This window comes from Streptomyces sp. NPDC001700 (assembly GCF_053596435.1).
This window is the reverse complement of record NZ_JBSFGE010000001.1, coordinates 57,887-80,310: the sequence shown is the minus strand read 5'-3', so window position 1 is coordinate 80,310 and position 22,424 is coordinate 57,887. Positions and strand designations below refer to the sequence as shown.

Genomic DNA, 22,424 nt, shown 5'->3' with positions numbered 1-22,424 from the left:
GTACAACTCGCTGGTGATCGGGGTGCTCTTGCTCTCGGCCACGGGGCCCCTTCGTCAGTCCGAGTCAGGTCCAGTTCCGGCTCGACTGTAGCGCGGACGGCCGCGCGGGGGCCGGGGCCGCGCCCCGTACCCCGCGCGGCGGACAGCACGGCGGACGGCGCGGCTCAGCCCCGGCCGCGGGAGACGGCGCGGATGACCTCGCGGCGGGCCTTCGCCCGGTGCAGGGAGGCGTGTTCGGACAGGGCGCGGGCGATCGCCTCGCCCGCCGCGACGCCCTGCTCCTCCACCGCCGTGACCTGCGGTGCCGTCCAGCCCGCGGTGGCCAGTTCGCCGTGGCCGGGGCGCCAGGCGTGGTCGGCGGCCGCCAGCAGGTCGGCGTCGAGGAACGAGTCGCCCGCGGTGATCACCTCGTCCGCGCCCGTGCGGCGCTTGACCTCGGCGACCGCCGCGCTCTTGGTGAGCGGCTTCGGTACGGCGTAGATCTTGCGGCCCTGGAGCGAGACGGTCCAGCCGCGCGGCTCCGCCCACACCGCCAGCTCCTTGACCCACTCGTCGGGCAGCAGCTTCCGCTCCACGACGAGATACGCGAACAGGTCCTCCGCGACCCGCTCCTTGAGCAGCCACGCCGGGTCGGCGGTGGCGGTGAGGTGGGCGCGAACCTCGGCCAGGGGGGCGCACGCGTCGGCCAGCGCGCTGCGTACGCCCGCGTGCCACTCGGGGTCGGACTCGCCGTCGACCAGCAGATGGCCGCCGTTCGCGCAGATCGCGAAGCGCGGGGCGGGGCCGGGGAGATGGACCCGCCGGTACTGCTCGGGGGTGCGGGTGGTCGTCGGTACGAAGACGTCGGTACGGGCCAGCTCCGCGAGCAGCCCGGCCGCGGTCTCCGTGACGTACGACAGCGGCTTGCCCTCGTACACCTCGACGCACAGCAGCCGGGGCGCCTCCGCGTCGGGCATGTCCAGCCCGAGCGCCGCCGCCGAGTAGATCAGCGTACGGTCGAGATCACTTGCCACCAGAACGGTCATCGGGCCGCCTCCGCGGAGTAGGTCATCGTCACGTTCATCTGGACGCCACCGCCTTGCCGTCCGCGCCCGTGGCGCCTCGGGTGTAGCGCGGATGGATCAGCCCCACGCAGGTGTACGGCAGGCCGTCCGTCTCCTCGACCGGCACACCGCGCTGCTCGGCGAGCAGCCGCACATGGTCCAGGTCCGCGCCCGCGCCCCGCTTGGCGAGGATCTTCCACGGGACGCGGCGCAGCAGCACGCGCGTCGTCTCGCCGACGCCCGGCTTGACGAGGTTGACGTCGTGGATGCCGTACTCCTCGCTGATCCGCTCGACGGCCCGCCAACCCTCCCAGGTCGGGGTGCGGTCGGCGGCGGCCAGCTCCTTCGCGTCGGCCGCCACGTCGTCGGCGACCTCCGCGAAGCGGGCCGTGATGGCGTCGAGGAAGGCGCCGGAGAGGTCGGCTCCGGACAGCTCGCGGTAGAACTTCGCGCCGTGGAAGTCGTCAGGGCCGACGAGGTCGGCGCGGAGCACGGTGCGCGATATCAGCCCGGAGACGGTCGAGTTGAGGCACGCGGAGGGGACGAGGAAGTCGTCGCGGGTGCCGTAGGTGTCGACGCAGCGGCCCGGGTCGGCGAGGACGGCGATCCGCGGGTCGAAGCCGGGGTACGGGGCGAGGGCGTCCGACAGCTCGCGGGTGATCGCGCCCTTGCCGGTCCAGCCGTCGACGAAGACGATGTCGGCCGGGTCGTGGTGGTCGGCCAGCCAGCGCAGCGCGGCGGTGTCGATGCCGCGGCCGCGCACGATGGAGACCGCGTAGTGCGGCAGATCGAGCCCGTGGGCGTGGCGCGCCCAGCGGCGCATCAGCACGCCGACCGGCGTACCGGCCCGGGCGAGCGAGACGAGGACGGGGCGCGGGGAGCGCTCGGCGAGCACGGTCTCGGTGACGGTGCCGACCGCGCGGGCGATGCGGGCGGCGGAGGTGTCGAGCGCGGCGCGGAACAGCTCCTGGTAGTCCTCGCTGGGCTGGTACTCGACGGGCAGCGACTCGGCGTAGTGCGCCCCGCCGCTCTGGATCGCCTCCTCGCGCTCCTCGGTGGGGGCTTCGAGGGTGACGTGGGAGAAGTCCTGGAGCAGCCAGCCGACGTCATCGGCGGCGTAGGACGAGAACGCGGGACCGCGCAGCGGCTCGGGCGGCGGTTGGTGCATGAAGGGGGCCTGTCGTTCGGGGACGGGAGCGGGAGCGGGGACGGGAGCGGTGGGGGACGGTACGTACGAGGGGACGACGGCCAGCAGCAGCCGGTCGGTGTGCGCGGCCAGCCGCGCGAGCAGCCCGTCGGGGGCGTGCAGCGCGGGGGTGTCGGCGGCCGAGTCGACGACGGCGACGACCGCGTCGAAGCGGCGCGCGGGGTCGGCGCCGGGCGCCACGTTGTAGGCGTAGCGCGCGCCGGGCCCATCGGCGGGGGCGTCATGGGCGGGGAAGGTGAGCGCGGTACGGATCGCGTACCCGGGGTCGTCCACGGCGAGCACGGGCGACCGCGTGGTGGTCGAATACCGCACCTCGGCCGCGTCGAGCGCGCCGTCCAACGCCCCGGCGATCCGCAGCGGCGCGTACATCAACTCCTCGCAGCCGAGCACGAGGACGCTGCGCGGCGTGGCGGCGAGGGGGTTCCGGCCCGGCAGCCCGGCGGCGTCCACGACCCCGGCGGGCGCGGGCGCCGGGCGGTCGGCGGGCGGTACCGAGCCCGACTGCGCCTCTGCCACGTCCGCCCAGGCCGGGGCGGCATCGTCCCACCCGGGCGCCCCGGCACGCGATGCCGACGCCGAGTCGACGTCCACCGCCCCGGCGGGCGCGGGCGCGGGCGCCGGGCGGGCGGCGGGCGGCGCGGCGGGGGCGGGCGAGTCCGGCCCTGCCTCGGCCACGTCCGCCGGGGCGCGGCGCGGCGCGGCCCCGGGCGCGCCGCCGTGCGGCGATGCCGACGCCGCACCGGCGGCGGTCAGCGCTTCCGCGATACGTGCCGCCATCGCCGGAAGCGCGGCCTCCAGGCGGGTGCGGTGGGCGGGGGTGAAGCCGTGGCGGCCGCCGTCCGGCAGGCCTTCGGGCCAGCCCAGGTCGACCCGTACGGCCTCCGGGACGCCGTCCGTCCGGCCCGGCCCGGCCTCGGCGGCGGGGGCCGTATCCCCGGCGGCCGGGGGCGCGGCGGGCGCCCCCGGCGCCTCCGTGCCGTGGGCCGCCACCAACGCCCGGCCGCGCTCCAGGACGTCGTCCGGGAGGTGGACCGTGCCGGTCGCGGCGGTGACGAGGTCCACGCGGGCGCCCAGGTCGGACGCGAAGGCGTCCAGGTGGGCGCGGTCCTCGGGGGAGCGCATGTCGACCAGGGCGACCACCACATAGCGGTCGCGGGGGAAGCGGCGGTGGAGGGCGGCGATGGTGTTGAGGACGGTGCGGCCGGTGGAGAACTCGTCGTCCACCAGGACCAGCGGGCCGTCCGTGGACAGCAGCCGGGGGTCCTCCGGGAGCAGCAGATGGGACGTGGCATGGCTGTGCTCCTCCTCGAAGCCGCCCACCGTGGGCACGCCCGCGACCGGGCGGCGGGTCGAGTGCAGATACGGGGCCAGGGCCAGGCCGTCCGCGACGCTGTGGCCGAGGCCGGTGGCCGTCTCCGCGTAGCCGAGGACGACGGCGCGGGCCGCCGCCTCCTCGCCCAGCAGGGCGCGCACCCGCTCGCCGAGCGCCACGCCCGCGCCGTGGACATCGGCGGGCCGCTGGGGCACGTGTTTGCCGAGCACGTTCGACACGAGCAGATGCGCCCGCTTGGGGTTGCGCCGCAGCGCGAGTCCGAGCAGCCCGGGCAACCGCTCGTCGCCGTCGAGCCGTACGCCGAGCCGGTCCGCGACCCACTGTCCCGACCACACCACGCTGTCTGCCTCAATTCCTCTCATGCGGTCCGCAGGCCGGCGGCCAGCAGTTCCACGAAGCTCACATCCTCCCGGGCGACGCCGAAGACCTCGGCGCGCTGCAGGGTCCGTTCGGCCCAGGCCCGGTGGGGTTTCACCTCGTTCATTTTGTTGGTGTACGAGGAGCGCAGCACACCGCCCCCGCAGCGCTCGGGTTCGAGGATGTCCACCGCGTCGCTGAACTCCTCGTGGCTGACGACGGACAGGGCGTGCACCGGGGCGACATGGGTGGGGTGGATGCAGGTCTTGCCCTGCAGCCCGTTGGCCCGGTCGAGTTCGATCTCGCGCAGCAGTCCGTCCATGTCGTGCTCGATGAGCGCGGCGCGCAGCGATTCGGCCCGCCCGGAGAAGGGGCTGAGCCGGAGCTGCGGCTTGAACATGCGCTCGTGCTGCTTAAAGTACTCCCACACCGGGCCGGTGACGATGAATCCGGTGCCGTCGGCCCGGCCCAGCATGTTGACCACGTCGCCGATGACCGAGGCGACGAGCTGGACGTCGTACGCGGTCATGTCGGGCGCCCGGCGCAGCGCGTACGCGGAGCACAGGTCCGTCACCCCGAGCCGCAGCGCCAGCACCCGCTCCCGGTATTTGTCGACGATCCGGCCGATCCCGGCGAGGGTTTCGGTGCGGGTCTCACGGTGCATCAGCTCGGGCGACTCCAGGACCGGCATCGCGTACAGCCGCCGGTTCCCCAACACCTCGGCCACCTCACGGTTTTCGGCCGATATCAGCGCCTCCAGGAACGGAACCCCGCGCTCCTCGGTGAACTTGGGCAGTACGAATCCAGACAGCAGCCGAACGGCCGGTCCGAGCCGCCGGACGAGGTCGACGATCTGCTCGGGGGTGCGCACCCGGATGAAGAGCAGCGGCAGATCGGTGACCGCGCCGCGCTCGGCGAGGGCGGCGAACTGCCGCACGAGGTTCTCCTCGGCGCCCGGCACCTCGGCGTCATGGATCGAGTCCTCCAGGCACAGCACCATGGAGACAACGCCCCGACCTGCCTGTTTGAGGATGTCCTCGACGAGGGCGGGCCGGGTGGCGGGACTGTAGAGGGTGGCGCCGAGTGCGACGGCGAGGGTCCGGGCCGGTGAGTCGACCGAGAATTCGACGGGCTGCTGATGGAAGAGACGCGTCCGCACCTCGTCCGACAGATGTCCAAAATGCCGCATGCTTCTCCCCGCACTGCCGGTATCCCCACCCGGGCCACACGACCCTCGGGTGGCCGATTATCGTACGTCCGAGCGCTGGTCAAAAGTTCCCCAAGACCGTGAAAATCACGTAACTCCTACGCGTCGCTCCGGTATCCGGCATGCCCGTCCTGCCGCATCCCACCAGCACTTCCCGGCCCCCCTGCGTTGTCTGGGCACCGGGCGGGAGGGCAGGATTACGGCCATGACGCACGCGATGCTGAAGGGATCGAACATCCCGCTCGAGGCCACGGCCATACGCGCGGTGCTGCGCTGGACCCCCGGCACGGACGTACCGGACGTGGACGCCTCGGCCCTGCTGCTCAACGGGGACGACCGCGTGCGCTCGGACGAGGACTTCGTCTTCTACAACCAGCCACGGCACCCCTCGGGGCTGGTCCGGCACCTGCCCAAGAAGCAGGCGCCCGAGGGGCTGACGGACACCATCGAGGCCGAGCTGACCGCGCTGGAGCCGGAGGTGCACCGGGTGGTGCTGGCGGCCTCGGCGGACGCCGGGACCTTCGGGCAGGTCCGGGATCTGAGCCTGCTGCTGTACGACGCGTCGCCGTCGGCCGCCGAGGAGCCGCTGGCGATCTTCGCGGTGCTCCCGGAGACCGGCAAGGAGGCCGCGCTGGTCTGCGGTGAGCTGTACCGGCGCGGGGACAGCTGGAAGTTCCGCGCGCTGGGGCAGGGCTATGAGACCGGGCTGGTCGGCCTGGCCACGGAGTACGGCATCTCGGTGGACGACGGCGAGGGCCCGGACTCGGTACGGGACCGGCGCACCGGCCGGGGTGCCGAGGAGCCGGAGGCCGCCATGCCCGAGCCCCTGCCCTCCATGGACCCTGGCCCGACCCCCAGCCAGGCCGAGACGGCCGCTCTGCCGCACCCCCGGCCCCTGCCGCAGCCCGACCCCTGGGACCCGCAGGCGACCCAGCCGTACTCCCCCGGGCAGGGCGCCACCACGGGCGTCACGGGCGGCGCGGCGGGCGACGGCGACTACTACCTGCCGCCGCAGCCTCCCGTACCGCCGCAGGCACCCCCGCAGGCGCCCCCGCACGCCCCGGCGGCGGCCTACCCGCAGCAGCCCGCCCAGCCCTCGTACGGCTACCCGCAGCAGCCGTCGTACGGATACCCGCAGCCGCCCGCGTACGGCTATCCGCAGCAGGTGCAGCGGACCGATCCGCCGCCCCCGCCGCCGCTGCCGATGCCGTTCCCGGACCCCAACTTCGCCCTGCCGCCGCAGGGACCTCAGTTCCAGAACCGTTAGCGAGCCGCGGCTACACCTTCGACTTGTAGCCGCGGCCCCACTGGAGGCCCCACCCGTAGAGCCGGTCCAGCTCGGCCTGGAAGCCGTACACGTACTTCACCTCGCGGCGGACGACGAGTTCGCCCTTGACGTTCTCCAGCATGACCACGGCGCAGGAACGGGCCTGCGGGGCCCGCTCGTCGAGCGCGATCTCCACCCGGGGGCCGTTGCTGGGGAAGAGCGTGACCATGCCATGGGTACGGTCGAAGGCGGGGGTGCCGTCGTAGATGTAGACGAAGACGAGCAGACGCTTGATGTCGTCCTTGTGGTCCAGGTTGATGTAGATCGTCTCGCCCATGCCGGAGCCGAACCGGTCATCCCCGCTGAGCTTGACGTACGGCGCCTCGTTGAGGTTGCCGAAGAAGTCGCCGAGCGGCTGGACCACGCCCTTGGCGCCGCTCTTCAGCTCGTACATGACGGCCAGGTCCAGGTCGACGTTGACCATGGCGGGCCCCTGGGCCTGCACCACCTGCGGCTTGAACATCTGCAGCGGGTGGCGCAGCAGGCTGGGCCCCTTGGCGTTGAAGTCCGAGGTCCGCATCTGCCAGGACAGGTTGATCCGCAGGTTGCCGCTGGCGGCGCCCTGTTTGGTCAGCGAGATGCTCGGATTCCGCTTGGTCAGTTCGACCGCACCGGTCGCGTCGCCGCTGTCGAACTCGCGGCGCCACGCGGACCGCCCCCAGTTGCTCCAGAACGCCATCGTGCGCACCCCCACCCTTCGTGGCTCCCACTGCCTCAACACCGCTCCATGAGCAGCGGGGCGGCCGGGAGGTCGGTAGACCTCGGCCGCCCCGCTGAGAGCGTTCCTCAAACGCCGGTGCGTCACACTCCGGAGGTCAGACTCCGGACGTGACTTCCGATTTCTCCTCTGATCCGGCTCCGCCGCCGTGTCCCGCACGGCGGTTGCGGACGACCGAGGACCAGTACGAGGCGCCGATGAGGGCGACGCCCACCAGGCCGGTGATGACCTCGTTGATCTCGTACTTGATGGTGACCAGCAGGATGGCGGCCAGCGCGCCGATCGCGTAGTGCGCGCCGTGCTCCAGGTAGACGTAGTCGTCCAGGGTGCCCTGGCGGACCAGGTAGACCGTCAGCGAACGGATGTACATCGCGCCGATGCCCAGACCCAGCGCCATCTCGAAGATGTCGTTGGTGATCGCGAAGGCGCCGATCACGCCGTCGAAGGAGAACGAGGCGTCGATGACCTCAAGGTAGAGGAACATGAAGAACGCGGCCTTACCGGCCAGGCCGACCACCGTGGCGCCGCTGCTGCCGCGCTCACCGCCCTTCGCCTGGGCGGTCTCGGCGGGCTTCTTCTCGTCCGCGCCGTCTTCGTCCTCGTCGTCCTCGTCGTCCTCTTCGAGCTTGTTCTCGAAGAACTCGGAGACCCCGCCGACGATCAAGTACGTCATCAGACCGGCGACCCCGGCCAGCAGCACCGTCGAGCTCTTGTCACCGCCGCCGTGGGCCACGTCGGTGGCGAAGGTGGTGGCGGAGATCAGCAGCACGGCCAGGGCGACGACGACCGAGAAGGTCTCCAGCTTGCCGAGCTTGGACAGCGGCCGCTCAAGCCAGCCCAGCCAGCGGATGTCGCGGTCCTCGAAGATGAAGTCGAGGAAGATCATCAGCAGGAACATCCCGCCGAAGGCCGCGATCGACGGATGGGCGGCCGTCACCAGGTGTTCGTACTTTTCCTTGTCGTTGATCGCGAGATCCACGGCCTCGATCGGCCCCAGTTTCGCCGTGATCGCGACAATGACCACCGGGAAGACCAGACGCATGCCGAAGACGGCGATGAGAATGCCGATCGTCAGGAAGATCTTCTGCCAGAAGGCGTTCATCTTCCGCAGAATGCCCGCGTTGATGACCGCGTTGTCGAATGAGAGCGAAATCTCCAGGATCGAGAGGATCCCGACGATCGCGAGCCCCTTCCACCCCCAGAGGACGCCGGCCAAGGCCAGACCGCCCGCCGTGACGGCGAACGACCAGCCAAAGGTTCTGAGGAGCACTGGCAACCCAATCCTTCTTCGTACGGTCTCCCCCGCGCCTAGTACGCGGCTTTACGAAACGTTGACCCCGAAGTCTAGAGCGATGCCCCGGAGCCCTGACGCGTACCCCTGTCCCACCGCCCGGAACTTCCACTCGCCGTTGTACCGGTAAACCTCGCCGAAGATCATCGCGGTTTCGCCCGAAGCGTCCTCGGAGAGGTCGTAGCGGGCCAGCTCATTGCCGTCCGCCTGGTTCACCACCCGGATGAACGCGTTGCTCACCTGTCCGAACGTCTGGCGCCTGGCGTCGGCGTCATGGATCGAGACCGGGAAGACGATCTTGTCGACCCGCTCCGGGACCTTGGTGAGGTCGATCAGCAGCGACTCGTCGTCGCCGTCGCCCTCACCGGTGAGGTTGTCGCCGGTGTGCTCCACGGAGCCCTCGGGGCTCTTGAGGTGGTTGTAGAAGATGAAGTACTCATCGCCGAGCACCCGCCCCGACTCGCACAGCAGCGCGCTGGCGTCGAGGTCGAACGGTGCTCCGGTGGTGGAGCGCGCATCCCAGCCCAGGCCCACGAGCACCTGGGTGAGATTCGGCGCGGCCTTGGAAAGGGAGACATTGCCTCCCTTGGCGAGCGTGACGCCCATGATCTGGTCCCTCCCCGGGGGTAATGCGTGGTGCGACGCGCATCCGGCGCCGCACTCCCGCCGCTCTGCTGCAGGGGTGCGGCGCCGGACGTGGCGGCCCGGAGCGCCCGGCCGAGGGCTTACGACGTAAGGCTTGCCGTAAGGCCTGCGGCCGGGCGCCAGGGCCGGTTCAGACGTTGACGCCGAAGTCCTGCGCGATGCCACGCAGCCCCGAGGCGTATCCCTGACCGATGGCACGGAACTTCCACTCCGCCCCGTTCCGGTACAGCTCGCCGAAGACCATGGCGGTCTCGGTAGAGGCGTCCTCGGAGAGGTCGTAGCGGGCCAGCTCATTGTTGTCGGCCTGGTTCACCACGCGGATGAACGCGTTGCGCACCTGGCCGAAGCTCTGCTGGCGGGTCTCGGCGTCGTAGATCGACACCGGGAAGACGATCTTGGTGACCTCGGCCGGGACACCGGCCAGGTTCACCTTGATCTGCTCGTCATCGCCCTCGCCCTCACCGGTGATGTTGTCACCGGTGTGCTCGACGGAGCCGTCGGGGCTCTTGAGGTTGTTGAAGAACACGAAGCTCTGGTCGTTGGCGACCTTGCCCTCGGCGTTGGTCAGCAGGGCGCTGGCGTCGAGGTCGAAGTCAGTGCCCGTGGTGGTGCGGGCGTCCCAGCCCAGACCGACGACCACCGCGGTCAGGTTAGGGGCTTCCTTGGTCAGCGAGACGTTGCCGCCCTTGCTGAGGCTGACTCCCACGAGTCCTCCCAATAAGGTTCGTCAGGAGCACGGTGTGCCCCTATCTCCATGAGGTTTCCCATCAGGATCAACGCATCGATCCTGGCGAGCGGTTCCCGCTCGTTACAGGCTTTCGAGAGCCTTGGCGTAGTCGCTCAGGTCCCGGGCGTCGGGCAGGCCGTTGACGACCGTCCAGCGGACCACGCCCTCCTTGTCGATCACGAAGGTGCCGCGCACCGCGCAGCCCTTGTCCTCGTCGAAGACGCCGTAGGCGCGGCTGGCCTCGCCGTGCGGCCAGAAGTCCGACAGCAGCGGGTACTCCAGGCCCTCCTGCTCGGCGAAGACGCGCAGGCTGAACGGCGAGTCATTGGAGACCGCGAGCAGCTGCACGTCGTCATTGACGAACGTCGGCAGCTCGTCGCGGAGCGCGCACAGCTCGCCGGTGCACACACCGGTGAAGGCGAACGGGTAGAAGAGGAGAACGACGTTCTTCTCACCGCGGAAGTCGGAGAGCCGGACCGACTCGCCGTGCTGATTCTTCAGCTCGAAGTCCGGAGCCTTCGTACCGACCTCTATGGCCATGGGAGCCATCCCTTCGCATCAAAAATCGACTGATCACGCCCACCCTACGCGCCGAGCCCCCCACCGAAAGGGAACGGCGGGGGGCTCGGTTGTGGAGAGGCCTTCAGCCTCAGCGCTTGCCCGAACGGGCGGCCTTCGGAGTGACCAGGCGGCTGCCGGTCCAGTCCTTGCCCGCGTTGAAGCTCTTCGTCTGGGACAGGCCCGCGGTGGTCGCGGCCTCGTTGATGTCGCTCGGCTCGACATAGCCGTCACGGCCGGTCTTGGGCGTCAGCAGCCAGACCGGTGCGCCGTCGTCGATCATCTGGATGGCGTCCACCAGCGCGTCCGTCAGATCGCCGTCGTCCTCCCGGAACCACAGCACAACGGCATCGGCCACATCGTCGTACTCCTCGTCGACGAGCTCCTGGCCGGTGATCTCCTCGATGGACTCGCGGAGCTCCTGGTCGACATCGTCGTCGTAGCCGATCTCCTGGACCACCTGCTCGGGCTGGAAACCCAGCCTCGCGGCAGGGTTGGTCCGCTCCTCCGCGTGGTCCGCGGTCGCGCTCACGGATTGCCTCCTGTCATCTTTCGTTCACTCTTCGAGTCTGGCAGCGCCCCGCGCGCGTACGCGAAGCATTGGGGCGTAGTCCACACGGGCCGGGCGGATCGCGCAAGTACCCGGCCAGCGATCCCGCCCAAACGTTGACGTGTCGCCGCAACTCCCATCAGGGAGGAACGGCACGGAACGGCGCGCGGCTGCCCGGATCACCCCGTTATGCCCAGCTTACGTGTGTGTATCGACACCCTACGCCGCCCGGAGCCGAACGGCCGTACGCAGGTGCCCCCGGACGTGGGGTTAAGGTTGCGATTTGGCCGTCGCGACGCCGACCGCACGCCGACCGGTACCGTTCCGGCCCAGTGAGCGCCCATCTCACCAGGTGTTGGTTACCAATCGGTAGAGGTGACGTATCCCGTACCCGAGGTACACGATGGAGACCGGCGCGACAGCAGAGCACGAATCCATGTGCGTGCACAGCACGACCGAAAAGCGAAGGAATAGCGTGGCTTCCGGATCCGATCGCAACCCGATCATCATTGGCGGCCTTCCCAGCCAGGTCCCGGACTTCGATCCCGAGGAGACCCAGGAATGGCTCGACTCGCTCGACGCAGCCGTCGATGAGCGAGGCCGGGAACGTGCCCGCTACCTGATGCTTCGCCTGATCGAGCGCGCCCGCGAGAAGCGGGTGGCGGTGCCCGAGATGCGCAGCACCGATTACATCAACACCATCGCCACCAAGGACGAGCCGTTCTTCCCCGGCAACGAGGAGATCGAGCGCAAGGTCCTGAACGCGACCCGCTGGAACGCGGCGGTGATGGTCTCCCGTGCCCAGCGCCCGGGCATCGGCGTCGGCGGCCACATCGCCACCTTCGCCTCGTCCGCCTCGCTGTACGACGTGGGCTTCAACCACTTCTTCCGCGGCAAGGACCAGGACAGCGGCGACCAGATCTTCTTCCAGGGTCACGCCTCCCCCGGTATCTACGCCCGCGCCTTTCTGCTCGACCGGCTGTCCGAGGACCACCTGGACGGATTCCGCCAGGAGAAGTCCAAGCTCGGTCACGCACTGTCCAGCTATCCGCACCCGCGGTCGATGCCGGACTTCTGGGAGTTCCCGACCGTCTCGATGGGCCTCGGCCCGCTCGGCGCGATCTACCAGGCCCGGATGAACCGCTACATGGAGGCGCGCGGCATCGCCGACACCTCCGACTCCCATGTCTGGGCGTTCCTCGGCGACGGTGAGATGGACGAGCCCGAGTCGCTCGGCCAGCTCTCCCTGGCCGCCCGCGAGGGCCTGGACAACCTGACCTTCGTCGTCAACTGCAACCTGCAGCGGCTCGACGGCCCGGTGCGCGGCAACGGCAAGGTCATCCAGGAGCTGGAGTCGCAGTTCCGCGGCGCCGGCTGGAACGTGATCAAGCTGGTGTGGGACCGCACCTGGGACCCGCTGCTCGCCCAGGACCGCGACGGCCTCCTGGTCAACCGGCTGAACACCACGCCGGACGGCCAGTTCCAGACGTACGCCACCGAGACCGGCGCGTACATCCGCGACCACTTCTTCGGTGACGACCAGCGGCTGCGCAAGATGGTCGAGCACATGACCGACGACCAGATCCTGCACCTGGGGCGCGGCGGTCACGACCACAAGAAGATCTACGCGGCGTACTCGGCGGCCAAGGCCCACAAGGGCCAGCCGACCGTGATCCTCGCCCAGACCGTCAAGGGCTGGACGCTCGGCCCGAACTTCGAGGGCCGCAACGCGACCCACCAGATGAAGAAGCTGACGGTCGACGACCTCAAGGGCTTCCGCGACCGGCTGCACCTGCCGATCCCGGACAAGGAGCTGGAGTCCGGCGTTCCGCCGTACTACCACCCGGGCCCGGAGTCCGAGGAGATCCAGTACATGCACGACCGCCGCAAGGCGCTGGGCGGCTACGCGCCGACCCGCGTCGTGCGCGCGAAGCCGCTGCAGCTCCCCGGCGACAAGGCCTACGCGGCGGTCAGGAAGGGCTCCGGCCAGCAGCAGATCGCCACCACCATGGCGTTCGTGCGGCTGCTGAAGGACCTCATGCGGGACAAGGAGATCGGCAAGCGCTTCGTGCCGATCGCCCCCGACGAGTACCGCACCTTCGGCATGGACTCGCTCTTCCCGTCGGCCAAGATCTACAACCCGCTGGGCCAGCAGTACGAGTCGGTCGACCGTGAGCTGCTGCTCGCCTACAAGGAGTCGCCGACCGGGCAGATGCTGCACGACGGCATCTCCGAGGCGGGCTGTACGGCCTCGCTGATCGCGGCCGGTTCGGCGTACGCCACGCATGGCGAGCCGCTGATCCCGGTCTACGTCTTCTACTCGATGTTCGGCTTCCAGCGCACCGGCGACCAGTTCTGGCAGATGGCCGACCAGCTGGCGCGCGGTTTCGTCCTGGGCGCGACCGCCGGTCGTACGACCCTGACCGGTGAGGGCCTCCAGCACGCGGACGGCCACTCCCAGCTGCTGGCCTCGACCAACCCGGCCGTCGTCGCGTACGACCCGGCGTTCGGCTTCGAGATCGCCCACATCGTGCAGGACGGCCTGCGGCGGATGTACGGCGAGAACAGTGAGGACGTCTTCTACTACCTCACCGTCTACAACGAGCCGATCCGCCACCCGGCCGAGCCCGAGAACGTCGACCGCGAGGGCATCCTCAAGGGCCTGCACCGCTTCCGGCAGGGCGAGTCGGGCACCCACCCGGCCCAGATCCTCGCCTCCGGCGTCGCGGTCCCGTGGGCCCTGGAGGCCCAGCGGATGCTGGCCGAGGACTGGGACGTCCGCGCCGACGTCTGGTCCGCCACCTCCTGGAACGAGCTGCGCCGCGACGCGGTGGAGACCGAGGAGCACAACCTGCTCCACCCGGAGGAGGAGCAGCGCGTCCCCTTCGTCACCCGCAAGCTCGCCGACGCGCAGGGCCCGAAGGTCGCCGTCTCCGACTGGATGCGCGCCGTCCCGGACCAGATCGCCCGCTGGGTGCCCGGCACGTACCAGTCGCTCGGCGCCGACGGCTTCGGCTTCGCCGACACGCGCGGCGCGGCGCGGCGCTTCTTCCACATCGACGCCGAGTCGATCGTGCTGGGTGTGCTGACGGAACTGGCCAAGGACGGCAAGGTCGACCGCTCGCTCCTGAAGCAGGCCATCGACCGCTACCAGCTCCTGGACGTAACGGCCGCCGACCCCGGCCCCGCAGGCGGCGACGCCTAACCGCCACCCGACGGCGACATCCGAAGCGCCGGGCGAGCTGGAGAAGTCCAGCCCGCCCGGCGTTTCGCGGTTCCGCCCCCGGCGGGGTCAGCGCTCCCAGATCTTGATGGCTCGTACCTGGTAGGCCGTTTCGGGGGTCCAGGAGCCGGTTGGGTAGGTGCGGTATTCGCCGGTCTCGGCGCATTCCGCGCTCTGGTAGGCCGTCACGGGCCGTCCCGTGCGGTTGGCCAGGGACGCGGCCGAGGCGCCGCGTGGCAGGGGGACGCAGCTCTCGATGTCGGTGTCGGCCAGTTCGTGGACCTGGCGCGCCCCCGTGAACGCCGCCTTGTGCCAGAGGCACAGCTGCCCGGTGGCGCAGCTTCCGAGCCGGGGTCCGGGGGCCGCGGAGACGGTGGCGGCAGGGGTCAGGGCACAGGCCAGGGCGAGGGTCGCCGTGGCCAGGATGGTCTTGCGGATCTTACTCATGTGGATCACTCCCCGTGTGGAACAGACGAAACGGGAGCCAGCCTGTCGGCCGGCTCCCGTTCGCACCACGGGGTCGATCAAGGTCCACCCGAATAGGGGGCTTGACCCTGAGGGTCGGTCGCGGGGTCAGATGTGGACGCCCCCGCCACCCGCTTCCGCGTTCTCACCGCGCTTGGTGAACACCGCGACCAGCGCCGCGACCGCCGAGACGACGGCGGCGACGGTGAAGGCGAGGCCCATCCCCGACACGAACGTGTCATGCGTGACACTCGTGATCTTCCCGACGATCTCCGCCGGAGCCTTCGGCGGCACCGGCGGCATGCCGACCGCGACCGCGTCACCCGCCTGGGACGCCTGGTCCCCGCGCAGCGGCGGCAGCCCGGCCTTGGCCCACTTGTCCGGCAGGGTGTCGTCCACCTTGCCCGCCATGACCGCGCCGAGTACGGCCGTACCGAGGCTGCCGCCGACCTGCATGGCGGCCTGCTGGAGGCCGCCCGCGACACCGGCGTGCTCGATCGGCGCGTTGCCGACGATGACCTCGGTGGCGCCGACCATCACGGGGCCGAGGCCGAAGCCGAGGAGGGCGAACCAGATGGACATCTCCAGCGTGCCGGTGCCGACCTCCAGCTGGGAGAGCCCGAACATGGAGACGGCGGTCAGCGCCATGGACGCCACCAGCGGCCCCCGGGGCCCGAACTTGGTGATCAGCCCGCCGGCGATCGGCGAGGAGACGATCATCGTGGCGGTCAGCGGCAGCAGATGCAGACCGCTGTTGACCGGGGACATGCCGTGCACGTTCTGCAGGTAGAAGGTGACGAAGAACAGCCCGCCCATGAAGCCGAAGGCCATGAGCACCATCAGCACGGTCCCCGCCGTCAGCGGCACCGAGCGGAAGATGGACATCGGCAGCAGCGGCTCGCGGGTCTTGTTCTCCCAGAGCACGAACACCACGAAGAGGGCGACCGCGGCGCCGAGGAACATCAGCGTCTTGGCGCTTCCCCACTGCCAGTCAGAGGCCTTGATGAGGGCCCAGATCAGGCAGAACATGGCGCCGGACAGCAGCACGATGCCGGGGATGTCGAAGGACCTCGGGGCGTTCTCGGCCCGGTGGTCCACCAGGATGATCAGGCCGAGGACGAGGGCGAGGATGCCCACGGGCAGGTTGATGAAGAAGACGGACTGCCAGTTGACGTGCTCGACGAGCAGCCCGCCGACGATGGGTCCGGCGGCGGTGGAAGCGCCGATCACGGCGCCCCAGATACCGATCGCCATGTTGAGTTTCTCGGTGGGGAAGGTGGCCCGCAGCAGGCCGAGCGCCGCGGGCATCAGCAGCGCGCCGCACAGGCCCTGCAACACCCGGAAGCCGACGACCAGCGCCACATCGCTCGAAAAGCCGATCGCGGCGGAGGAGACCGCGAAGCCCACGACGCCGATGAGGAAGGTCTGCCGGTGGCCGAATCGGTCACCCAGCTTGCCCGCGGTGATCAGTGCGACCGCGAGGGCCAGCAGATAGCCATTGGTGATCCACTGGACGTCGGCGAGCGAGGCGCCGAGGTCCTTCTGGATGGCCGGGTTGGCGATGGCGACGATCGTGCCGTCGAGGGCGACCATCGTCACACCGATCGCGACGGTGAGGAGCGTCAGCCAGGGATGTCCTCGCAGCCCCTTCGGGGGATCCGGTATAGGAGGTTCCGGCGCCGCATCGGCGACGGTGGTCTCAGACGTCATGCTCGGAGGCTAATGTCAGCGTCTGACAATTGACAAACTGATTCATCAGCTGGTCTCTGTCGTGTTGGCCACAGGTAAGGTGGCCTGCCGAAAAGCGATAGAAAGCGAGCACGAGAGGTGACAGCGGACGAGGCGGTGGCACCACCACCGACCGGACTGCGCGAACGCAAGAAGCAGCGGACCCGCGGCGCCCTGGTGCGCTCGGCGCTGGTTCTGTTCACCTGTCAGGGGTACGACCACACGACGGTGGACGAGATCGCGGAGTCGGTGGACGTCTCGCAGCGCACGTTCTTCCGCTACTTCGCCAACAAGGAGCAAGTGGCCTTCGCCACCCAGGACTCGGCGGAGTCGCACTTCTTCGCCGCGCTGTGCGCGCGCCCCGCCCACGAGGCCCCGCTGGCCGCCCTGCGCAACGCGGTGCTCGACGCGTGGGGCAGTATCGGGGACACCCTGGAGGAGCTGGTTCCGGCCGAACTCCACATGCGGATGTACCGGGTGATCGAGTCGACGCCCGCGCTGCTCGCCGTCCATCTGCGCCGCACCGCGGAGTTGGAGGAGCGGATCGCCTCGGAGATCGCCCGCCGCGAGGGCCTCGACGTATCCGTCGATCCCCGGCCGCGGCTGCTGACCGCGATGTTCGGCGGTGTGATCCAGATCGCGGGGAAGCTGTGGGGGCAGGGTGACGACGACTCCACGGACGCCCTGCGGGATATCACCGCGTTTCACCTGGACCATGTGGGTCCGGCCCTCGCCAGGAACTGGCGCACCGGACAGCAAAACCGACAAGAGTCACTAAAGGCATCAAATCCGACATAAGTTTCCGTCATTTCCATGCCCTCAAACGTGATGTAGGTCACGGCATTTGGCACCTGTGGGCGCGCTTCTCCTAGGGTGTCCCGCGGTGACTTCCTTCTCGGAGCTCGGTTCTCCCTCCCCCGGTTCCACCGCCTGGCGCGCTCTGCTCGCCCTGGCGGTGGTGTTCGTCCTGCTCGCCACCACCGGCTGGACGGCCATACGGAGCCACAGAGGAGCCTCTGACCCGCTCTCCGCGTCGGTCAGCGCCTGGCGCCACGGCAGCCTCGGCGGCCACGCCCTGCCCGACCCGTACGCGTCGCCGCGCTTCCTCGGCCGCTGGCTGGATTCGCTCACCAAGGCCCAGCGCGACCGTCTCGTCCACCGCTATCCGCTGGTCGTCGGCAACCTCAACGGCGCTCCGGCCCAGCTGCGCTACCGCGCCAACCGGATCGCGCTGACCCAGGCCCGGGACATCGAGCGGCGCCGGATGCACAGCGGCGAGCTGACGCCGCTCGGGCGCCATGACGCCGGGCGGCGGATGCACCGGTACGAGGACCTGCTGAGCGGGCAGCGGCAGATCCTGTCGTTCGACCCTTCGGGCCCCGGCCGGGCCGCCGAGGTCTTCGGTGACCTCGCCGACGCGCGCCGGGTGTCGGTCGTCGTCCCCGGGGTGGACACCAACATCCTGACCTTCCAGAAGTCCGACCGCCCGTACACCGCGACCGTCGGCATGGCCCGTGCGCTCTACCACAACGAGCGCGCCCAGGCCCCGGACACCAAGACGGCCGTGATCGCCTGGGCCGACTACACCTCACCGGCCGGGATCGGCATGGACGCGGCCACCGGCAAGCTCGCCGCGCAGGGCGCGCTGCGGCTGCGGGCACTCGTGGGCGGACTGCCCGAGGCGGCCCGCGTCTCGCTGATGTGCCACAGCTACGGCTCGGTGGTGTGCGGGGTCGCCGCCCGCGACCTGCCGTCCAGCGTCACCGACATCGCGGTGGCCGGGAGCCCCGGCATGCGGGCCGACCGCGCCTCGGACCTGGGCTCCGGCCGCCGGGTGTGGGCGATGCGGGACTCCGGCGACTGGATCCAGGACATCCCGCACCTGGAGGTCGGCGGCCTCGGCCACGGCGCCGATCCGCTCTCCTCCGGCTTCGGGGCCCGCGTGCTGTCCGCCGCCGGGGCCCAGGGACACGCCGGGTACTTCAACCCCGGCACCACCAGCCTGGACAACTTCGCCCGGGTCGGGGTCGGCCGGATCAAGAACGTGAGCTGCGGGGACGGTGCCGCGTGCACCGCCGGACTGAGCTGACCCGCGGAACTGGCGCGTACTGGCATTCGACTAGACGTTTGACGCGCGTAGCGCTCAAGGGGGGACGGGCGGGCCACCGCCGCATACGATGAGCCGCATGGGTGATGTGCTGGCCGGTTTTCAGACCGTCTGGGAGTTCGACACCGACTCCGTGCTCATCCGCTTCGAACGGGGGATCCGCACGCCGAAGCTGCTGCAGGCGCTCGGCGAACGACACATCCCTTACGAAGCGCTGTCCGCGGTCGATCTCACTCCCGGTAAACGCGGAACGGTGGTGCTGCGCGCGGTGCCCAGACCGGGCGCCGATCCGCTGATGGACGTCGCCGACGGGCAGCTTCGGGAGGGGTACGACCCGTACCGCCTGGTGCTGCCCGCCGAGCGCGCGTCCCTCGCCGAGTACTACGCCGAGGAGATCCGCGGCGCGCTCGGCCCCGGCGCGGGCACCGCCGTCGAGTCCCATCTGGTGGCGGCGCCGCCACCGCCGCTGTCCTTCAAGGCGTACGACGGCAAGGCGTCCTTCGACGGCAAGGCGGTGTCGTTCCGCTGGTTCTGGACCGGCGCGTCCTCGACGAAGTGGAAGGCCGGGGACCAGCGGTTCCGGATCGACGAGCTGGCCGGGGTGGAGTGGCGCTCGCCGGAGAACCGGGGCTCGGGCGGCGCGGCCGCGAAGGCCTCGGGCGCGGCACCGGCGGAGGACGCGGAGGAGCGGGGGCCGGACGGGCAGGGCGCGGCGGCCGCGAAGACCGCCGGGGCCAGGACCTCCGGTGTCAAGGGCTCCGGTTCCAGGAGTTCCGCTTCCAAGGGCTCCGGCTCCCGGGGCTCGGCCCCCAAGGGCGGCGGCTACGGCCATCTGCGGCTGGTGCCGCGCGGCGCCGAGGACGAGCCCGCTGGCCGCCCCGACCACGATCCGGCGGCCGTGGTGTTCGGGATGGGCTACGGGCTCGTCCACGAGTCCCTGCCGTTCGCCGCCGCCGTACTGGAGGCCGTACGGGCGTCCGCCCCCGCACCCGGTGCCGAGGGCGCCCCCGCACCGGCCCGCGCCTCGGCCCCGGCGCGCCGCGACCCGGCCGACATCGCCGACCGCATCCGCCACCTCGGCGAGCTGCACACGGCGGGGCTGCTGACGGACGAGGAGTTCAGCACGAAGAAGGCGGAGCTGCTGGCGGAGCTGTAGGCGAGGAGGCCACCCCTACCCAGGTATGAGCGCCAAGTGGGCTCTCAGGTATGACGTGCGCGAGAGGCGCCGACTCTACGCTGAGGCGACCATGTCCTCACCGTCGACCTTCTCCACCGCCGCCTCCGCGTCCACGGCGTCCACCGCCTCCAGCGCGCACGAGAGCCTGCCCGCGGCCGCCCGGCGGCAGGTGAGCGCCCTCGCCCGGGGCCTGGTGACGCCCAGCTATCCGGCGACGCCGCTGCTCGCGCGGTCCACCCGGCGCTGGCGGCGGAGGGTGCCGTATGCCGTCGCACTGATCCTCGTCGCCATCCTGGTCCCGGTCGGCGCCCGCTTTCTGATCGATACCTACGGGGTGAACAGCGGTCTCGCCACCCTGCTCGGGGTCGCCCAGGCCACGCCGCTGCTGCTGGCGGTCACCCGCCCGCTCCAGGCGTGGTGGATCGTCCTGCTCGCCGATGTGACGACCGCCCTGGTGGTGCTGGGCGGCACCTCCGACCAACTCTGGCCGTGGCAGCCGCCCGCCATCATCGGCTATCTCTTCCTCCTCTTCGCCCTCGCACTGCGCGAACCGCGCCGCACCCTGGTGGCGGTGTGGCTGGTCACCGGCGGCGCCGGGCTCGTCCTCGGCATGGTGTGGCAGAGCAAGAGCGACGGCAGCAATGTGCTGCTGTTCGTGCTCAGCGGTGTGGTGCTGCTGGTCGGCGGCGCGCTGCGGGAGCGCGGCGACGTCCAGCGGCGGCTGGCCGAGCAGGAGACCATCAGCGAGGCCGAGCGGGCCCACCGCACGCTGCTGGAGGAGCGCGCCCGGATCGCCCGCGAGCTGCACGACGTGGTCGCCCACCACATGTCGGTGATCACGGTGCAGGCGGACAGCGCGCCCTATCGGATCGGCGGGCTGCCGCCCGAGGCGGAGGCGGAGTTCGGCACCATAGCCGCCACCGCCCGCGAGTCCCTCGCCGAGATGCGGCGGCTGCTGGGCGTGCTGCGCAGCGAGGAGACGCGCGGCGAGCGCACCCCGCAGCCGGGGCTGCGGCAGGTTCCGCAGCTGGTCGAGGCGACGGTGCGGGCCGGGATACCCACCGAGCTGTCCATCGCCGAGGACGTGGCGGGGCTCGGCCCGCTGCCGCAGGCCGTGGACCTGTCCGCGTACCGGATCGTGCAGGAGGCGCTGGCCAACGTCGTCCGGCACGCCCCGGGCGCCGCCACCCGCGTATCGGTGTCGGCGGCCGAGGGCGGCTCCGGGCTGACCCTGCTCATCGTCAACGGCCCTCCGGCCGGGGCCCCGGCCAAACCCCTGGAGACCAGCGGCACCGGCCACGGTCTGGTGGGGATGGTCGAGCGCGTCCGTCTCGTCGAGGGCATGCTCGACACCGGCCCGCTGCCGGACGGCGGCTTCCGGGTGGCGGCCCGGCTCCCCCTCGTCGACCTGGAAGACAAGGACACATGACCATCCGCGTGATCATCGTCGACGACCAGGCCATGGTCCGCGCGGGCTTCGCCGCGCTGCTCGCCGCGCAGAGCGATATCGACGTGGTCGGCGAGGCCCCGGACGGCCGTCAGGGGGTGGACGTCAGCCGCAACACCCACCCGGACGTCGTCCTGATGGACGTCCGCATGCCCGAGATGGACGGTCTGGAGGCCGCCCGTCAGCTCCTCGAACCACCCCGTGGGGTGACCCACCGCCCGAAGGTGCTCATGCTCACCACCTTCGACGTGGACGACTACGTCTACGAGGCGCTGCGCGCCGGTGCCAGCGGCTTCCTCCTCAAGGACGCCCCACCGGCCGACCTGATCTCCGCGGTCCGCGTCGTCGCGGCGGGCGAAGCCCTCCTCGCCCCGTCCGTCACCCGCCGCCTGATAGCCGAATTCGCCCGCCAGCGCCCGGCCCCCCGCCGCAGCACCTCCCTCCTGCGCCGCAGCGGCCTCACCCCACGGGAGACGGAGGTCCTGGAACTGATCGCCCGGGGCCTGTCCAACCAGGAGATAGCGGAGTCCCTGATCCTCGCCGAACAGACGGTCAAGACCCACATAGGCCGCGTCCTCGCCAAACTCGGCCTGCGCGACCGCGCCCAAGCGGTGATCTTCGCCTATGAGTCGGGCCTGGTGACCCCGGGCAGCGGCTGACCAGCCGCGGTGCCTTTGGACGCTCCGTGCCCCAGCACGACACCCCGCCCCGCGAAGAACCGCCCCAGATCCGCCCAGGGCACCGGGTGGTACTCCTGGGAACGCCCCGGGAACCCGGAGGGATTGTGCAGCACGACGCCCTCGGGCCCGGACCCCACCGCGAGCACCAGATGCCCGCCCCGCTGCGGGGGCTCCGGGTCGAGCGTACGGATCGAATGGTGCACCGACAGCATCACGAGCCGCCCCCGGGCCACCTCGGCCCCGATGTCCCCGGCCGCCAACTCGGGCCGCGACCGGGCGTACAGACCCCAGCGCCGGACGACCCAGTCGGCGAACGGAGCGTAGATCAGCCCCTTGACGGTGGTCTCGCCGGTGCGCACGTACGCGCCCGCGTCGAGGGCGTCGCGCAGCAGCGGAATCGACGGCGGCACGGGATGCCCGAAGTGGTCCAGCGCCATGCGCAGACAGGCCATGCCACAGATGCGCGCCGCCCAGAACCCGTACTCCTCCCGGCTCCCGGCCCCGCTCTTCTGCCACAGCGGATCATCGGCCGCCGCCCGAGCGCCCGTCACGAACTCGGGCACGAGGTCGGCGGATTCCCACTGCGCGTAGTAGGGCACGTGATGCGTCGTCGAAGAGGCGGCGGTCATGGCCA

19 protein-coding genes are annotated in these 22,424 nt (G+C 70.8%); 7 read left to right on the top strand and 12 right to left on the bottom strand.

Annotated elements, in window-relative coordinates; all coding sequences use genetic code 11:
- Positions 1 to 164: 164 nt before the first annotated feature.
- From ACWC5C_RS00355 to ACWC5C_RS00345, 3 genes are read right to left on the bottom strand one after another with little or no spacing between them, the layout of a single operon-like run.
- Positions 165 to 1,025, bottom strand: coding sequence for an HAD family hydrolase (locus tag ACWC5C_RS00355; RefSeq protein ID WP_450872290.1), 861 nt, complete (start codon positions 1,023 to 1,025; stop codon positions 165 to 167).
- Positions 1,026 to 1,059: 34 nt separating this feature from the next.
- Positions 1,060 to 3,945, bottom strand: a complete 2,886-nt coding sequence (locus ACWC5C_RS00350) for a phosphoribosyltransferase (RefSeq protein WP_450872288.1) — start codon at positions 3,943 to 3,945, stop codon at positions 1,060 to 1,062.
- Complete coding sequence (locus ACWC5C_RS00345) at positions 3,942 to 5,129, bottom strand: HpcH/HpaI aldolase/citrate lyase family protein (protein ID WP_450872286.1); 1,188 nt, start codon at positions 5,127 to 5,129, stop codon at positions 3,942 to 3,944. The genes ACWC5C_RS00350 and ACWC5C_RS00345 overlap by 4 nt, the downstream gene beginning before the upstream one ends.
- A gap of 223 nt (positions 5,130 to 5,352) precedes the next feature.
- Between ACWC5C_RS00345 and ACWC5C_RS00340 the strand changes: the two genes are divergently transcribed.
- Entirely contained in the window at positions 5,353 to 6,414 is a 1,062-nt protein-coding gene (locus tag ACWC5C_RS00340) for a TerD family protein (RefSeq protein ID WP_450872284.1), read from the top strand.
- 10 nt (positions 6,415 to 6,424) lie between these two features.
- On the opposite strand, the gene ACWC5C_RS00335 is transcribed toward ACWC5C_RS00340, so the two are convergent.
- The 6 genes from ACWC5C_RS00335 to ACWC5C_RS00310 all read right to left on the bottom strand — a co-directional run bounded on the left by ACWC5C_RS00335 (position 6,425) and on the right by ACWC5C_RS00310 (position 10,945).
- Positions 6,425 to 7,153, bottom strand: coding sequence for a TerD family protein (locus tag ACWC5C_RS00335; protein WP_385445452.1), 729 nt, complete (start codon positions 7,151 to 7,153; stop codon positions 6,425 to 6,427).
- Positions 7,154 to 7,289: 136 nt separating this feature from the next.
- Positions 7,290 to 8,462, bottom strand: a complete 1,173-nt coding sequence (locus ACWC5C_RS00330) for a DUF475 domain-containing protein (protein ID WP_450872282.1) — start codon at positions 8,460 to 8,462, stop codon at positions 7,290 to 7,292.
- Positions 8,463 to 8,513: 51 nt separating this feature from the next.
- Positions 8,514 to 9,089 carry a TerD family protein gene (locus ACWC5C_RS00325; RefSeq protein WP_450872281.1) on the bottom strand — a complete coding sequence of 192 codons (576 nt, stop codon included), beginning with the start codon at positions 9,087 to 9,089 and terminating at the stop codon, positions 8,514 to 8,516.
- Between the two features lie 169 nt (positions 9,090 to 9,258).
- Positions 9,259 to 9,834, bottom strand: a complete 576-nt coding sequence (locus ACWC5C_RS00320; RefSeq protein ID WP_385445449.1) for a TerD family protein — start codon at positions 9,832 to 9,834, stop codon at positions 9,259 to 9,261.
- Between the two features lie 102 nt (positions 9,835 to 9,936).
- Complete coding sequence (locus ACWC5C_RS00315) at positions 9,937 to 10,395, bottom strand: peroxiredoxin (protein ID WP_450872278.1); 459 nt, start codon at positions 10,393 to 10,395, stop codon at positions 9,937 to 9,939.
- 109 nt (positions 10,396 to 10,504) lie between these two features.
- Positions 10,505 to 10,945 (bottom strand): DUF3052 domain-containing protein, encoded by a 441-nt coding sequence (locus ACWC5C_RS00310; protein ID WP_014060347.1) that lies wholly within the window; start codon positions 10,943 to 10,945, stop codon positions 10,505 to 10,507.
- Between the two features lie 493 nt (positions 10,946 to 11,438).
- On the opposite strand from ACWC5C_RS00310, the gene aceE reads away from it, so the two are divergent.
- Entirely contained in the window at positions 11,439 to 14,168 is a 2,730-nt protein-coding gene (aceE, locus tag ACWC5C_RS00305; protein WP_450872276.1) for a pyruvate dehydrogenase (acetyl-transferring), homodimeric type, read from the top strand.
- A gap of 87 nt (positions 14,169 to 14,255) precedes the next feature.
- Here aceE and ACWC5C_RS00300 read toward each other — a convergent pair whose 3' ends face one another.
- Entirely contained in the window at positions 14,256 to 14,633 is a 378-nt protein-coding gene (locus ACWC5C_RS00300) for a peptidase inhibitor family I36 protein (RefSeq protein WP_450872274.1), read from the bottom strand.
- A 126-nt stretch (positions 14,634 to 14,759) separates the two neighbouring features.
- Positions 14,760 to 16,361, bottom strand: coding sequence for an MFS transporter (locus tag ACWC5C_RS00295; protein ID WP_450872272.1), 1,602 nt, complete (start codon positions 16,359 to 16,361; stop codon positions 14,760 to 14,762).
- Positions 16,362 to 16,478: 117 nt separating this feature from the next.
- Here ACWC5C_RS00295 and ACWC5C_RS00290 point away from each other — a divergent pair, with 117 nt between their 5' ends.
- The 5 genes from ACWC5C_RS00290 to ACWC5C_RS00270 all read left to right on the top strand — a co-directional run bounded on the left by ACWC5C_RS00290 (position 16,479) and on the right by ACWC5C_RS00270 (position 21,769).
- On the top strand, positions 16,479 to 17,177 hold the full coding sequence (locus tag ACWC5C_RS00290; protein WP_450872270.1) for a TetR family transcriptional regulator: 699 nt from the start codon (positions 16,479 to 16,481) through the stop codon (positions 17,175 to 17,177).
- Positions 17,178 to 17,262: 85 nt separating this feature from the next.
- Positions 17,263 to 18,468 carry an alpha/beta hydrolase gene (locus tag ACWC5C_RS00285; RefSeq protein WP_450872268.1) on the top strand — a complete coding sequence of 402 codons (1,206 nt, stop codon included), beginning with the start codon at positions 17,263 to 17,265 and terminating at the stop codon, positions 18,466 to 18,468.
- A gap of 97 nt (positions 18,469 to 18,565) precedes the next feature.
- Positions 18,566 to 19,642: a DUF4429 domain-containing protein gene (locus ACWC5C_RS00280; RefSeq protein ID WP_450872266.1), complete on the top strand. Its 1,077-nt coding sequence runs from the start codon at positions 18,566 to 18,568 to the stop codon at positions 19,640 to 19,642.
- Positions 19,643 to 19,733: 91 nt separating this feature from the next.
- A complete protein-coding gene (locus tag ACWC5C_RS00275; protein WP_450872264.1) occupies positions 19,734 to 21,092 on the top strand; it encodes a sensor histidine kinase in 1,359 nt (452 codons plus the stop codon).
- Positions 21,089 to 21,769, top strand: a complete 681-nt coding sequence (locus tag ACWC5C_RS00270; protein ID WP_385445440.1) for a response regulator — start codon at positions 21,089 to 21,091, stop codon at positions 21,767 to 21,769. Before ACWC5C_RS00275 ends, ACWC5C_RS00270 begins: the two co-directional genes overlap by 4 nt.
- On the opposite strand, the gene ACWC5C_RS00265 is transcribed toward ACWC5C_RS00270, so the two are convergent.
- Positions 21,733 to 22,419, bottom strand: coding sequence for a C39 family peptidase (locus ACWC5C_RS00265; RefSeq protein ID WP_450872262.1), 687 nt, complete (start codon positions 22,417 to 22,419; stop codon positions 21,733 to 21,735). The two genes, ACWC5C_RS00270 and ACWC5C_RS00265, sit on opposite strands and share 37 nt — an antisense overlap.
- Positions 22,420 to 22,424: the final 5 nt, after the last annotated feature.

What these genes read in the sequence shown, in the direction of transcription:
- ACWC5C_RS00355 (WP_450872290.1), bottom strand. Translation starts at nt 1,025, where the DNA reads ATGACCGTTCTGGTGGCAAGTGATCTCGACCGTACGCTGATCTACTCG.
- ACWC5C_RS00350 (WP_450872288.1), bottom strand. Translation starts at nt 3,945, where the DNA reads ATGAGAGGAATTGAGGCAGACAGCGTGGTGTGGTCGGGACAGTGGGTC.
- ACWC5C_RS00345 (WP_450872286.1), bottom strand. Translation starts at nt 5,129, where the DNA reads ATGCGGCATTTTGGACATCTGTCGGACGAGGTGCGGACGCGTCTCTTC.
- ACWC5C_RS00340 (WP_450872284.1), top strand. Translation starts at nt 5,353, where the DNA reads ATGACGCACGCGATGCTGAAGGGATCGAACATCCCGCTCGAGGCCACG.
- ACWC5C_RS00335 (WP_385445452.1), bottom strand. Translation starts at nt 7,153, where the DNA reads ATGGCGTTCTGGAGCAACTGGGGGCGGTCCGCGTGGCGCCGCGAGTTC.
- ACWC5C_RS00325 (WP_450872281.1), bottom strand. Translation starts at nt 9,089, where the DNA reads ATGGGCGTCACGCTCGCCAAGGGAGGCAATGTCTCCCTTTCCAAGGCC.
- ACWC5C_RS00315 (WP_450872278.1), bottom strand. Translation starts at nt 10,395, where the DNA reads ATGGCCATAGAGGTCGGTACGAAGGCTCCGGACTTCGAGCTGAAGAAT.
- ACWC5C_RS00300 (WP_450872274.1), bottom strand. Translation starts at nt 14,633, where the DNA reads ATGAGTAAGATCCGCAAGACCATCCTGGCCACGGCGACCCTCGCCCTG.
- ACWC5C_RS00295 (WP_450872272.1), bottom strand. Translation starts at nt 16,361, where the DNA reads ATGACGTCTGAGACCACCGTCGCCGATGCGGCGCCGGAACCTCCTATA.
- ACWC5C_RS00280 (WP_450872266.1), top strand. Translation starts at nt 18,566, where the DNA reads ATGGGTGATGTGCTGGCCGGTTTTCAGACCGTCTGGGAGTTCGACACC.
- ACWC5C_RS00275 (WP_450872264.1), top strand. Translation starts at nt 19,734, where the DNA reads ATGTCCTCACCGTCGACCTTCTCCACCGCCGCCTCCGCGTCCACGGCG.
- ACWC5C_RS00270 (WP_385445440.1), top strand. Translation starts at nt 21,089, where the DNA reads ATGACCATCCGCGTGATCATCGTCGACGACCAGGCCATGGTCCGCGCG.
- ACWC5C_RS00265 (WP_450872262.1), bottom strand. Translation starts at nt 22,419, where the DNA reads ATGACCGCCGCCTCTTCGACGACGCATCACGTGCCCTACTACGCGCAG.